The organism is Escherichia sp. E14S1 (genome assembly GCF_004211995.1).
Classification (GTDB): Bacteria; Pseudomonadota; Gammaproteobacteria; order Enterobacterales; family Enterobacteriaceae; genus Escherichia.
The window spans coordinates 257898-271190 of the sequence record NZ_RHJQ01000005.1; the positions used below are offsets into that span (position 1 = coordinate 257898).

Annotated in this window: 10 protein-coding genes; 6 read left to right on the top strand and 4 right to left on the bottom strand. The window is 54.8% G+C overall.

The genetic code is table 11. From position 1 onward, the window contains the following. Window positions 1-147: 147 nt before the first annotated feature. From fes to wzz(fepE), 4 genes are all read left to right on the top strand, one after another. On the top strand, window positions 148-1350 hold the full coding sequence (gene fes, locus D9734_RS07215) for an enterochelin esterase (RefSeq protein ID WP_130206417.1): 1203 nt from the start codon (window positions 148-150) through the stop codon (window positions 1348-1350). Window positions 1351-1352: 2 nt separating this feature from the next. Further along, window positions 1353-1571, top strand: a complete 219-nt coding sequence (gene ybdZ, locus D9734_RS07220) for an enterobactin biosynthesis protein YbdZ (RefSeq protein WP_000885787.1) — start codon at window positions 1353-1355, stop codon at window positions 1569-1571. Next, the gene (gene entF, locus D9734_RS07225; RefSeq protein WP_130206419.1) at window positions 1568-5449 is read left to right on the top strand and encodes an enterobactin non-ribosomal peptide synthetase EntF; all 3882 of its coding nucleotides are present in this window, start codon (window positions 1568-1570) and stop codon (window positions 5447-5449) included. Before ybdZ ends, entF begins: the two co-directional genes overlap by 4 nt. Before the next feature lie 216 nt (window positions 5450-5665). Further along, entirely contained in the window at window positions 5666-6799 is a 1134-nt protein-coding gene (gene wzz(fepE), locus D9734_RS07230; RefSeq protein ID WP_130206421.1) for an LPS O-antigen length regulator Wzz(fepE), read from the top strand. On the opposite strand, the gene fepC is transcribed toward wzz(fepE), so the two are convergent. Genes fepC through fepD form a run of 3 tightly spaced genes read right to left on the bottom strand, consistent with a single transcriptional unit; the run spans window position 6796 to window position 9601 of the window. Beyond that, complete coding sequence (gene fepC / locus D9734_RS07235) at window positions 6796-7611, bottom strand: iron-enterobactin ABC transporter ATP-binding protein (protein WP_130206423.1); 816 nt, start codon at window positions 7609-7611, stop codon at window positions 6796-6798. The two genes, wzz(fepE) and fepC, sit on opposite strands and share 4 nt — an antisense overlap. After that, window positions 7608-8600 carry an iron-enterobactin ABC transporter permease gene (fepG, locus tag D9734_RS07240; RefSeq protein WP_130206425.1) on the bottom strand — a complete coding sequence of 331 codons (993 nt, stop codon included), beginning with the start codon at window positions 8598-8600 and terminating at the stop codon, window positions 7608-7610. Before fepG ends, fepC begins: the two co-directional genes overlap by 4 nt. Further along, window positions 8597-9601: a Fe(3+)-siderophore ABC transporter permease gene (gene fepD / locus D9734_RS07245; RefSeq protein ID WP_130206427.1), complete on the bottom strand. Its 1005-nt coding sequence runs from the start codon at window positions 9599-9601 to the stop codon at window positions 8597-8599. Before fepD ends, fepG begins: the two co-directional genes overlap by 4 nt. A gap of 110 nt (window positions 9602-9711) precedes the next feature. Here fepD and entS point away from each other — a divergent pair, with 110 nt between their 5' ends. Continuing rightward, a complete protein-coding gene (entS, locus tag D9734_RS07250) occupies window positions 9712-10962 on the top strand; it encodes an enterobactin transporter EntS (RefSeq protein WP_130206429.1) in 1251 nt (416 codons plus the stop codon). A 3-nt stretch (window positions 10963-10965) separates the two neighbouring features. On the opposite strand, the gene fepB is transcribed toward entS, so the two are convergent. After that, complete coding sequence (gene fepB, locus D9734_RS07255; RefSeq protein ID WP_130206431.1) at window positions 10966-11922, bottom strand: Fe2+-enterobactin ABC transporter substrate-binding protein; 957 nt, start codon at window positions 11920-11922, stop codon at window positions 10966-10968. A gap of 188 nt (window positions 11923-12110) precedes the next feature. Between fepB and entC the strand changes: the two genes are divergently transcribed. After that, window positions 12111-13286, top strand: a complete 1176-nt coding sequence (gene entC / locus D9734_RS07260; protein WP_130206433.1) for an isochorismate synthase EntC — start codon at window positions 12111-12113, stop codon at window positions 13284-13286. Window positions 13287-13293: the final 7 nt, after the last annotated feature.

A 13293-nucleotide genomic window follows, 5' to 3' on the forward strand; every position in this document is an offset into this window, starting at 1 on the left:
AAAGACACGCAGTGCAGTTGGTTAATAAATGTCCGCGCTTCCCACGGCGCGCCATTACGCTATTGCAAATGCAAATAGTTATCAATAATATTATCAATATATTTCTGCGATCAATGAAAAAATTCACAATAAACATAAGGTTATGATGTGGCGGCGTTAAAGGTGGGAAGTGATAGCTGGTGGCAGTCGAAACATGGCCCTGAATGGCAGCGTCTTAATGACGAAATGTTTGAGGTCACTTTCTGGTGGCGTGATCCACAAGGTTCTGAAGACTACTCGACGATAAAGCGCGTATGGGTCTACATCACTGGCGTCACCGATCACCATCAAAATAGCCGCCCCCAGTCGATGCAGCGAATTGCAGGTACCGATGTCTGGCTGTGGACGACACAACTCAATGCCGAATGGCGCGGCAGCTACTGTTTTGTTCCCAGCGAACGCGATGACATTTTTTCTGCACCATCCCCCGATCGCCTCGAATTGCGTGAAGGCTGGCGAAAACTATTACCCCAGGCGATAGCCGATCCGCTGAATCCACAAAGCTGGAAAGGCGGTCGAGGGCACGCTGTCTCTGCACTCGAAATGCCGCAAGCGCCTCTGCAACCTGGTTGGGATTGTCCGCAAGCGCCAGAAATACCTGCCAAAGAAATTATCTGGAAAAGTGAACGGTTGAAAAATTCACGCCGTGTATGGATTTTTACCACCGGAGATGTAACAGCAGGAGAACGTCCGCTGGCAGTTTTGCTTGATGGCGAATTTTGGGCGCAAAGTATGCCTGTCTGGCCTGCGCTGACTTCGCTGACCCATCGTCAGCAACTTCCTCCCGCCGTGTATGTGTTGATCGACGCTATCGACACCACGCACCGCGCCCACGAACTGCCGTGTAATGCCGATTTCTGGCTGGCAGTACAGCAAGAGTTATTACCCCTGGTGAAAGCTATTGCCCCTTTTAGCGATCGTGCCGATTGCACCGTGGTCGCCGGGCAAAGTTTTGGTGGGCTTTCCGCGCTGTATGCCGGACTGCACTGGCCTGAACGCTTTGGTTGTGTATTAAGCCAGTCAGGATCGTACTGGTGGCCGCATCGGGGCGGGCAGCAAGAGGGCGTGTTACTTGAACAGCTAAAAGCTGGTGAAGTTAGCGCCGAAGGTCTGCGCATTGTGCTGGAAGCGGGTATTCGCGAGCCGATGATCATGCGGGCCAATCAGGCGCTGTATGCGCAATTACACCCCATAAAAGAATCCATTTTCTGGCGTCAGGTTGACGGCGGACATGATGCGCTTTGTTGGCGCGGTGGCTTGATGCAGGGGCTAATCGACCTCTGGCAACCGCTTTTCCATGACAGGAGTTGAATATGGCATTCAGTAATCCCTTCGATGATCCACAGGGAGCGTTTTACATTTTGCGCAATGCGCAGGGGCAATTCAGTCTGTGGCCGCAACAATGCGCGTTACCGGCAGGCTGGGACGTTGTGTGTCAGCCGCAGTCACAGGCGTCCTGCCAGCAGTGGCTGGAAGCCCACTGGCGTACTCTGACACCGGCGAATTTCACCCAGTTGCAGGAGGCGCAATGAGCCAGCATTTACCTTTGGTCGCTGCACAGCCCGGCATCTGGATGGCAGAAAAACTGTCGGATTTACCCTCCGCCTGGAGCGTGGCGCATTACGTTGAGTTAACCGGAGAGGTTGATGCGTCATTACTGGCCCGCGCGGTGGTTGCCGGATTAGCGCAAGCAGATACGTTGCGGATGCGTTTTACGGAAGATAACGGCGAAGTCTGGCAGTGGGTCGATGATGCGCTGACGTTCGAACTGCCAGAAATTATCGACCTGAGAACCAACATTGATCCGCACGGTACTGCGCAGGCATTAATGCAGGCAGATTTGCAACAAAATCTGCGCGTCGATAGCGGTAAACCACTGGTCTTTCATCAGCTGATACAGGTGGCGTATAACCGCTGGTACTGGTATCAGCGTTATCACCATTTGCTGGTCGATGGCTTCAGTTTCCCGGCCATTACCCGCCAGATCGCCAACATTTACCGCGCATGGCTGCGTGGCGAACCAACGCCTGCTTCGCCGTTTACGCCTTTCGCTGATGTGGTGGAAGAGTACCAGCAATACCGTGAAAGCGAGGCCTGGCAGCGTGATGCGGCATTCTGGGCGGAACAGCGTCGTCAACTGCCGCCGCCCGCGTCACTTTCTCCGGCACCTTTACCGGGGCGCAGCGCTTCGGCAGATATTTTACGCCTGAAACTGGAATTTACCGACGGGGAATTCCGCCAGCTGGCTACGCAACTTTCAGGTGTGCAGCGTACCGATTTAGCCCTTGCGCTGGCGGCTTTGTGGCTGGGGCGATTGTGCAACCGAATGGACTACGCCGCCGGATTTATCTTTATGCGCCGCCTGGGATCGGCAGCGTTGACGGCGACCGGACCCGTGCTCAACGTTTTGCCGTTGGGTATTCACATTGCGGCGCAAGAAACGCTGCCGGAACTGGCAACCCGACTGGCGGCTCAACTGAAAAAAATGCGTCGCCATCAACGTTACGATGCAGAACAGATTGTCCGTGACAGCGGACGCGCGGTGGGAGAGGAACTGTTGTTCGGTCCGGTACTCAATATCAAGGTATTTGATTACCAGCTGGATATTCCTGGTGTACAGGCGCAAACCCATACCCTGGCAACCGGTCCGGTTAATGACCTTGAGCTGGCCCTGTTCCTGGATGAACACGGTGATTTGAGTATTGAGATCCTCGCCAATAAACAGCGTTACGCTGAGCCAACGTTAATCCAGCATGCTGAACGCCTGAAAATGCTGATCGCCCAGTTCGCCGCGGATCCGGCGCTGTTGTGCGGCGATGTCGATATTATGCTGCCAGGTGAGTATGCGCAGTTGGCGCAGATCAACGCCACTCAGGTTGAGATTCCAGAAACCACGCTTAGCGCGCTGGTGGCAGAACAAGCGGCAAAAACACCGGATGCTCCGGCGCTGGCAGATGCGCGTTACCAGTTTAGCTATCGGGAAATGCGCGAGCAGGTGGTGGCGCTGGCGAATCTGCTGCGTGAGCGCGGCGTTAAACCAGGGGACAGCGTGGCGGTGGCACTACCGCGCTCGGTCTTTTTGACCCTGGCGCTACATGCGATTGTTGAAGCAGGTGCGGCCTGGTTACCGCTGGATACCGGCTATCCGGACGATCGCCTGAAGATGATGCTGGAAGATGCGCGTCCGTCACTGTTAATCACCACCGACGATCAACTGCCGCGCTTTGCCGATGTTCCTGATTTAACCAGCCTTTGCTATAACGCCCCGCTTACCGCACAGGGCAGTGCGCCGCTGCAACTTTCACAACCGCATCACACGGCTTATATCATCTTTACCTCTGGCTCCACCGGCAGGCCAAAAGGGGTAATGGTCGGGCAGACGGCTATCGTTAACCGCCTGCTTTGGATGCAAAATCATTACCCGCTCACGGGCGAAGATGTCGTTGCCCAAAAAACGCCGTGCAGTTTTGATGTCTCGGTGTGGGAGTTTTTCTGGCCGTTTATTGCCGGGGCGAAACTGGTGATGGCTGAACCGGAAGCGCACCGCGACCCGCTCGCTATGCAGCAATTCTTTGCCGAATATGGCGTAACGACCACGCACTTTGTGCCGTCGATGCTGGCGGCGTTTGTTGCTTCGCTGACACCACAAACCGCTCGCCAAAGTTGCGCGACGTTGAAACAGGTTTTCTGTAGCGGTGAAGCCTTACCGGCCGATTTATGCCGCGAATGGCAGCAGTTAACCGGTGCGCCGTTACATAATCTGTATGGCCCGACGGAAGCGGCGGTAGATGTCAGCTGGTATCCGGCTTTTGGCGAAGAACTGGCACAGGTGCGCGGCAGCAGCGTGCCGATTGGTTATCCGGTGTGGAACACGGGCCTGCGCATTCTCGATGCGATGATGCATCCGGTGCCGCCGGGTGTGGCGGGAGATCTCTATCTCACCGGCATTCAACTGGCGCAGGGGTATCTTGGACGACCCGATCTGACCGCCAGCCGCTTTATTGCCGATCCTTTTGCCCCAGGTGAACGGATGTACCGTACTGGAGACGTTGCCCGCTGGCTGGATAACGGCGCGGTGGAGTACCTCGGGCGCAGTGACGATCAGCTAAAAATTCGCGGGCAGCGTATCGAACTGGGCGAAATCGACCGCGTGATGCAGGCGCTGCCGGATGTCGAACAGGCTGTTACTCATGCCTGTGTAATTAACCAGGCGGCAGCCACTGGTGGTGATGCGCGTCAACTGGTGGGCTATCTGGTGTCGCAATCAGGCCTGCCGCTGGATACCAGCGCATTGCAGGCGCAGCTTCGCGAAACATTGCCACCGCATATGGTGCCCGTGGTTCTGCTGCAACTTCCACAGTTACCACTTAGCGCCAATGGCAAACTGGATCGCAAAGCCTTACCGTTGCCTGAACTGAAGGCACAAGCGCCGGGGCGTGCGCCGAAAGCGGGCAGTGAAACGATTATCGCCGCGGCATTCGCGTCGTTGCTGGGTTGTGACGTGCAGGATGCCGATGCTGATTTCTTTGCGCTTGGCGGTCATTCACTACTGGCAATGAAACTGGCAGCGCAGTTAAGCCGACAGTTTGCCCGCCAGGTGACGCCGGGGCAGGTGATGGTCGCGTCAACCGTCGCCAAACTGGCAACGATTATTGATGGTGAAGAAGACAGCTCCCGGCGTATGGGATTCGAAACCATTCTGTCGTTGCGTGAAGGTAATGGCCCGATGCTGTTTTGTTTCCATCCGGCGTCCGGTTTTGCCTGGCAGTTTAGCGTGCTCTCGCGTTATCTCGATCCACAGTGGTCGATTATCGGTATTCAGTCGCCGCGCCCTTATGGACCCATGCAGACGGCGGCAAATCTGGATGAAGTCTGCGAAGCGCATCTGGCAACGTTACTTGAGCAACAACCGCACGGTCCTTATTACCTGCTGGGGTATTCGCTGGGCGGTACGCTGGCGCAGGGCATTGCGGCGCGGCTGCGTGCCCGTGGCGAACAGGTGGCATTTCTTGGCTTGCTGGATACCTGGCCGCCAGAAACGCAAAACTGGCAGGAAAAAGAAGCCAATGGTCTGGACTCGGAAGTGCTGGCGGAGATTAACCGCGAGCGCGAGGCCTTTCTGGCAGCCCAGCAGGGAACGGCGTCGACAGAGTTGTTTACCACCATTGAAGGCAATTATGCCGATGCAGTGCGGCTATTAACCACCGCCCATAGTGAACCGTTTGATGGCAAAGCGACGCTGTTTGTTGCGGAGCGTACACTTCAGGAAGGTACGAGCCCCGAACGCGCCTGGTCGCCGTGGATAGCAAAGCTGGATATTTATCGCCAGGATTGCGCGCATGTGGATATTATTTCTCCAATCGCATTTGAAAAAATTGGACCAATTATTCGTGCCGCGCTAAATAAATAACTTTATCTTAAATGCGAATCCATAATTACGATAAATAATTATGGATTTTGTTATTTATCGTATTAATATTTACTGAGTGGTTTGTCTGAAAATGCGCCAAACATTGCGTTTGCTGCGTGGAATTTACAAAGTTCAGCTTCGGATAATTCTCACCAACTGGTAAAGTGTGCGCCGTGGAAATTTACCCTCATTGGACTCATTTTCAGGTTATACCGTATGTCAACACTGAATATTAAGCAGGAAAGCGACTCGCATTTTCCCGATTATCATCTGGCGCCAGCCGGTAATAATGAAATTGATTTACTTAATCTTATCGAAGTTTTATGGCACGCAAAAAAACAGATCATGGCTGTCGTTTTTGCCTTTGCCTGTATCGGGTTGCTGGTGTCATTTATCCTACCGCAAAAGTGGACCAGTGCGGCGGTTATAACGCCGGCAGAACCTGTGCAATGGCAAGATCTGGAGAAAACATTTACTAACCTTCGGGTACTGGATCTGGATATCAAAATTGATCGTACAGAAGCATTTAACCTGTTTATCAAGAAGTTTCAGTCTGTTAGCTTGCTGGAAGAATACTTGCGTTCATCACCTTATGTGATGGACCAATTGAAAGAGGCGAAAATCGACGAACTAGATTTGCATCGCGCAATTGTCGCATTGAGCGAAAAAATGAAAGCGGTGGATGACAATGCCAGTAAGAAAAAAGATGAACCGTCATTGTATACCTCCTGGACGCTAAGTTTCACCGCACCCACCAGTGAAGAGGCACAGAAAGTGTTGGCCGGGTATATCGATTATATCTCTGCGTTGGTGGTGAAAGAGTCGCTAGAAAATGTGCGTAATAAGCTGGAAATCAGAACCCAGTTTGAAAAAGAAAAGCTGGCGCAGGATCGCATTAAAACGAAAAACCAACTTGATGCAAACATTCAGCGGCTCAATTATTCACTCGATATTGCTAATGCAGCAGGCATTAAAAAACCTGTTTACAGTAATGGTCAGGCAGTAAAAGATGACCCTGATTTTTCTATTTCTCTCGGCGCAGACGGTATTGAACGCAAACTGGAAATTGAAAAAGCGGTCACCGATGTTGCGGAACTGAATGGTGAATTACGTAATCGTCAGTATCTTGTAGAACAATTAACAAAAGCAAATGTCAACGATGTTGATTTTACGCCGTTTAAATATCAGTTGCGTCCGACTTTGCCGGTGAAAAAAGACGGTCCGGGCAAAGCGATTATTGTGATCCTTTCCGCGTTGATCGGCGGTATGGTGGCTTGTGGTGGCGTGCTGTTGCGCCATGCGATGGCATCCAGAAAACAGGATGCCATGATGGCAGACCACTTAGTTTAAATCTTTGCGGTTGAAGGTGCCGTTCTTCCGAGCGGCACCACGAGCGGCGTTCCGGCTACCGGATCGTCAATAATCATGCAGCGCAGACCGTAAATGCGCTCGATCAATTCAGCAGTGACAATCTCCTTCGGCGCTCCCTGAGCAACAATTTTCCCTTCCCGCAATGCAATCAAATGGCTGGCGTAACGACAGGCCTGATTAAGATCGTGCAGCACTGCCACCAGGGTATAGCCTTTCTCACGGTTCAGTTCGCTTAGCAGTTCCAGCAAATCAATTTGATGACTGATATCCAGCCAGGTCGTTGGTTCATCAAGCAGCATAATCGCCGTTTCCTGGGCCAGCACCATCGCGATCCACGCCCGCTGGCGTTGTCCGCCGGAGAGGGTATCCACGCTTTGATCCGCCAGATGAGTTATTCCCGTGGCCTGCATCGCATTCGTTACCGCTTCTTCATCTTCTTTGCGCCAGCGGGTAAACAGCGGTTGATGCGGGTAACGCCCCCGCGCTACCAGCTCCTGCACGGTGATATCTCCCGGCGTGGTAGCATTTTGCGCCAGTAGACCAATCCGGCGTGCAACTTCTTTACTGGCGTAATGTTGAATGTGCTCGCCATCCAGCCAGACATGCCCGTGAGCAGGCGTCATCAGGCGGCTTAGGGTACGCAGTAACGTGGATTTACCGCAGCCATTTGGCCCGATAATTGCCGTGAAGTGACCATCAGGAATTTCTACAGTCAAATTTTCCGCAACGGTATATTTGCCATATCCGAGGGTTAACTGTTCGCCGCGCAAACGGGCTACTGATTCGGTCATTTTTTGCGAGACTCCTGAATTAACAAGACGATAAGGTAAATACCGCCGAGGCTGACGGTAACGACACCAACCGGAAGTTGATACGGCATAAACAGTTGTTGAGCGCAGAGATCTGCTGCCAGCAGTAACAACGCCCCGCACAGCGCCGCCTGGGTCAGCCCCCAGCGAGCGGTGCCGCTAATGCGTCGGGCAATGTGCGGCGCGACTAGAGCAATAAAGGAAATCGGCCCGGCAAGCGCCGTTGCCGCAGCGGTAAGCACCACCGCCACCAGCATCATTAACAGACGCGAACGTTCGACACTGACGCCCAGCGCGCAGGCGGTGTCATCGCCCATCTCCAGCAAGCGCATTCGCCGTACCAGTAAGGCGGCGGCAATGAGCATCAATATAATGATGGGCGCGGAAGGCGAGGTTTTTGCCCACGTCAGGCCGTTGAGCGATCCGGCATTCCACAAACCCGCTGTTAGCGCCGTTTCTAAAGACGCTTTCAGCAACAGCCAGGTATTAAAGGCCACCAGCATGGCGCGAACGCCGATGCCGATAATAATTAACCGAAAGGTGTCGATACCGTTACGCCAGGCGAGCAGCCAGACCAGCAGCGAGGTGACAATGCCGCCCGCCATTGCTGCCAGCGCGATAGCCGTCAGATCCTGACCAAACAGCACCATCGCCACCAGCACGCCGCTCCACGCTCCGGTGTTAAAGCCCATTACGTCAGGGCTGCCGAGTGGGTTACGCATCAGCGACTGAAAAATCGCGCCGCTGACGCCCAGCGCCGCGCCGATCAACAGCGCCATCAGCACGCGCGGTAAACGCCATTCGGTGACTACCATCGTCATACTACGCGGTGCGTCACCCATCAGCGCGGCGAATACCTGCGAGGTTTCCAGCGTGACGGCACCGCTGCGTAATCCCCAGACACTCGCCACCACGCAGGCGGTAATCAGCAGTAAGCAGGTGATGATTAATCGGCGAGAGACGTAAATCATGCGCCACCTCGTGTTTTACGTCGCACGAGGAAGATCAGCACCGGAGCACCAATAAAGGCACTGACCACGGAAACGCGCAGCTCGCCGGGCACAATCACACGCCCGATGATATCGGCAAACAGCAGCAGGGCAGGGGTAGCGAGTAGCGTGACGGGCAGCGACCAGCGATGATCGGCACCTACCAGCCAACGCGCCATATGCGGCATCATCAGGCCAATAAAGGCAATCGGGCCAACTACCGCCGTCGCACTACCACAAAGCACGGTAATCGCCAGCAGACCAATCAACTGTGTGCGCGCCACGCGACTGCCCAGCGCCGTCGCGGTGTCGCTGCCAAGGCTTAAACTGTTCAGCGCGCGACTCAGTAATAGCGCAGTTGCTCCGGCGATCAGCACCGGGATCAGCACCACTTTTAAAGTGTGTAGATTACGAATATCCAGCGAACCGGCTTGCCAGAAACGCAGTTGATCGTAGACGTCAGGATTAAGCAGGGCGATGCCGCTGGTCAGTCCTTCCAGTACCGCCGCCAGCGCCACGCCCGCCAGGGTTAAACGCACCGGACTTAATTGCCCGCCGCCCTGGCTGCCGGTAAAGGCTACAATCAACGAGGCCACCAGCGCCCCGGCGAAGGCCATCGCCAGTTGTTCCTGCGCGGATGAGTAACCAAACAGCGCCGCACCCAGCACAATGGCAAAGCTGGCTCCGGCATTCACGCCAAGTAAACCAGGATCGGCAAGTGGATTTCGGGTGAGGGTTTGCATTAACGCCCCGGCAAGCCCAAGCGCACTGCCCGCCAGCAATCCGGCCAGGGTACGCGGCAGTCGCGCGTCGAGCACGATAGTGCAGTCGGCGCTCTGGCAGGTGCCGGAGAGGGCCTCCAGCACGACGGAAGCGGGGAGTGATTTTGCCCCAATGAGCAGGCTTAATGCCGTCGCGATAATCAGTAATAACAGCAATCCGGGCACGGCAATGGCGCGTGTCACGGCAACAGAACCAGACATACGAACTTCCATGATAATGAAATTAATTATCGTTATCGATCTTATTTGGATATGTTAGCATGTGCAGCCTAAGAATAGGTATTTAAAATATTTGATGGCAAGGCATTGTAATGAATAAACAATCCTGGCTGCTTAACCTCAGCCTGTTGAAAACGCACCCGGCGTTTCGCGCAGTATTCCTCGCTCGTTTTATCTCTATTGTTTCTCTGGGTTTGCTCGGCGTCGCGGTGCCGGTGCAGATCCAGATGATGACGCATTCTACCTGGCAGGTGGGGCTTTCGGTGACGCTGACTGGCGGCGCGATGTTTGTCGGTTTGATGGTCGGCGGCGTGCTGGCGGATCGCTATGAGCGCAAAAAAGTGATTCTGCTGGCGCGCGGCACCTGTGGCATTGGCTTCATTGGACTGTGCCTGAACGCGCTGCTGCCGGAGCCGTCTTTGCTGGCAATCTATTTACTCGGATTATGGGATGGTTTTTTCGCGTCACTTGGCGTTACGGCGCTACTGGCGGCGACACCTGCACTGGTAGGGCGTGAAAACTTAATGCAGGCCGGGGCGATCACCATGTTGACCGTGCGGCTGGGATCGGTGATTTCGCCCATGATGGGCGGTTTACTGCTGGCGACTGGCGGCGTAGCCTGGAACTACGGGCTGGCGGCGGCGGGCACGTTTATTACCTTGCTACCGTTGTTAAGCCTTCCGGCGTTGCCACCGCCACCGCAGCCGCGTGAGCATCCGTTGAAATCATTACTGGCAGGATTTCGTTTTCTGCTCGCCAGTCCGCTGGTGGGCGGCATTGCGCTGCTGGGTGGTTTATTGACGATGGCGAGCGCGGTGCGGGTACTGTATCCGGCGCTGGCTACCAACTGGCAGATGTCGGCGGCACAGATTGGTTTTCTCTATGCGGCGATCCCGCTCGGCGCTGCTATCGGCGCATTAACCAGCGGGAAGCTGGCACATAGCGCGCGACCAGGGTTGTTGATGTTGCTCTCCACGCTGGGATCGTTCCTCGCCATTGGTCTGTTTGGCCTGATGCCGATGTGGATTTTAGGCGTGGTTTGTCTGGCGCTGTTCGGCTGGCTGAGCGCGGTCAGTTCGTTGCTGCAATATACAATGCTGCAAACACAGACGCCGGAAGCGATGTTAGGGCGGATTAACGGTTTGTGGACGGCACAGAACGTGACGGGCGATGCCATAGGCGCGGCGCTGCTGGGCGGTTTGGGAGCGATGATGACACCGGTGGCTTCCGCAAGCGCGAGCGGTTTTGCTTTGTTGATTATCGGCGTGTTGTTGTTGCTGGTGCTGGTGGAGTTGCGGCGTTTTCGCCAGACGCCGCCGCAGGTGACAGCGTCCGACAGTTAATGCTTAAAACAGCGCCTTAAGTCGTTCCAGCACTTGCATGGCGCTGTAGTAATCCAGTCGGAACGTCTCGGTTCCCAGCGCATAAACCTGCTTGTTTTGTACTGCAGGCAGGTGCGCGAGCAGCGGATTGGCATAAATTGCATCGGCATCTTTCTGATCACCAGCGAACAGGAATAGTGACTCGCCATTTAACCCTGCCGCCAGATTTTCCCCACCAAGCTGAATGATGTCATGGCGTTTGCCCTGGCTTTGGCTGGCGTTTAACCCTGCGGGCAACTTCGCCAGCGTAAAGCCGAGTTGTTCCAGCATCTGCCCTTGTGCTGATTCCGGCGTCCAGAGATTGGCGCTGTGCGCGGCAGCAGTATAAACAATGGCGGTAACCGGCTGCGGCGGCAGTTTGATCTGCGCTTTCGCCGCCGCCAGTTGCTTATCAAACTGCGCAATCCGCTCTGCCGCTTGTCTCTCATGCCCGGTAATTTCGCCTAACTGCGTTAACAGCGACTGCCAGCTTTTGTCGTCGTAATTGATGATTAACGTCGGCGCGATGGTGGAAAGCTGATCGTACAGCGCCAGCGCCGAATCACCGCCGGTGGCGCTAATTAAAATCAGATCTGGCATTTGCGCGGCAACGGCTTCGGCGTTCGGTTCCCCGATATAGAGGCGCTGCAGTTTGCGTTCTTTCGCCACCTCGCTCCACTGGCGTAAAAAGCCCTGGTCATCCGCGACGCGGTTATTTGGCGTAGTTGCACCACTGGCAATCACTGGGGCATCAATCGCCAGCAACGAACCCGTCAGCGTGACGCTGGTTGAGACGATGCGCTGTGGCTGGCTTTCCAGCATATGAGTGCCGCGGCTGTCAGTCACCTGACGCGGCCAGTCGGCGGCCTGCACTGCGGATATTCCTGAAAGTAAAAAGCCTGTTAGTAGAAGAGCGGTGCGGTAGAGCGGGGCGAGTCTCACAAATCAGCGTCCTGTTATTAATGAAGTTAATGCTTCTCATTTTCATTGTAACGACAACCAGATGCAACCCTGAGTTGCAGATTGCGTTACCTCAAGAGTTGACATAGTGCGCGTTTGCTTTTAGGTTAGCGACCGAAAATATAAATGATAATCATTATTAAAGCCTTTATCATTTTGTGGAGGATGATATGGATACGTCACTGGCTGAGGAAGTACAGCAGACCATGGCAACACTTGCGCCCAATCGCTTTTTCTTTATGTCGCCGTACCGCAGTTTTACGACGTCAGGATGTTTCGCCCGCTTCGATGAACCGGCTGTGAACGGGGATTCGCCCGACAGTCCCTTCCAGCAAAAACTCGCCGCGCTGTTTGCCGATGCCAAAGCGCAGGGCATTAAAAATCCGGTGATGGTCGGGGCGATTCCCTTCGATCCACGTCAGCCTTCATCGCTGTATATTCCCGAATCCTGGCAGTCGTTCTCCCGTCAGGAAAAACAAGCTTCCGCACGCCGTTTCACCCGCAGCCAGTCGCTGAATGTGGTGGAACGCCAGACAATTCCGGAACAAGCCACGTTTGAACAAATGGTTGCCCGCGCCGCCGCACTTACCGCCACGCCGCAGGTCGACAAAGTGGTGTTGTCACGGTTGATTGATATCACCACTGACGCCTCCATTGATAGCGGCGTATTGCTGGAACGGTTGATTGCGCAAAACCCGGTTAGTTACAACTTCCATGTGCCGTTGGCTGATGGTGGCGTTCTGCTCGGGGCCAGCCCGGAACTGCTGCTGCGCAAAGACGGCGAGCGTTTTAGCTCTATTCCGTTAGCCGGTTCCGCGCGTCGTCAGCCGGATGAAGTGCTCGATCGCGAAGCGGGTAATCGTCTGCTGGCGTCAGAAAAAGATCGCCATGAACATGAACTAGTGACTCAGGCGATGAAAGAGGTACTGCGCGAACGCAGTAGTGAGTTACACGTTCCCTCCTCTCCACAATTGATCACCACGCCGACGCTGTGGCATCTCGCAACTCCCTTTGAAGGTAAAGCGAATTCGCAAGAAAACGCACTGACTCTGGCCTGCCTGCTGCATCCGACCCCCGCGCTGAGTGGTTTCCCTCATCAGGCCGCGACCCAGGTTATTGCTGATCTGGAGCCGTTCGACCGTGAGCTGTTTGGCGGCATTGTGGGTTGGTGTGACAGCGAAGGTAACGGCGAGTGGGTGGTGACTATCCGCTGCGCGAAGCTGCGGGAAAATCAGGTGCGTCTGTTTGCCGGAGCGGGGATTGTGCCTGCGTCGTCACCGTTGGGTGAGTGGCGCGAAACAGGCGTCAAACTTTCTACCATGTTGAACGTTTTTGGATTGCATTAAGGAGCGA

What these genes read in the sequence shown, in the direction of transcription:
- ybdZ (WP_000885787.1), top strand. Translation starts at nt 1,353, where the DNA reads ATGGCATTCAGTAATCCCTTCGATGATCCACAGGGAGCGTTTTACATT.
- entF (WP_130206419.1), top strand. Translation starts at nt 1,568, where the DNA reads ATGAGCCAGCATTTACCTTTGGTCGCTGCACAGCCCGGCATCTGGATG.
- fepC (WP_130206423.1), bottom strand. Translation starts at nt 7,611, where the DNA reads ATGACCGAATCAGTAGCCCGTTTGCGCGGCGAACAGTTAACCCTCGGA.
- fepG (WP_130206425.1), bottom strand. Translation starts at nt 8,600, where the DNA reads ATGATTTACGTCTCTCGCCGATTAATCATCACCTGCTTACTGCTGATT.
- fepD (WP_130206427.1), bottom strand. Translation starts at nt 9,601, where the DNA reads ATGTCTGGTTCTGTTGCCGTGACACGCGCCATTGCCGTGCCCGGATTG.
- entS (WP_130206429.1), top strand. Translation starts at nt 9,712, where the DNA reads ATGAATAAACAATCCTGGCTGCTTAACCTCAGCCTGTTGAAAACGCAC.
- entC (WP_130206433.1), top strand. Translation starts at nt 12,111, where the DNA reads ATGGATACGTCACTGGCTGAGGAAGTACAGCAGACCATGGCAACACTT.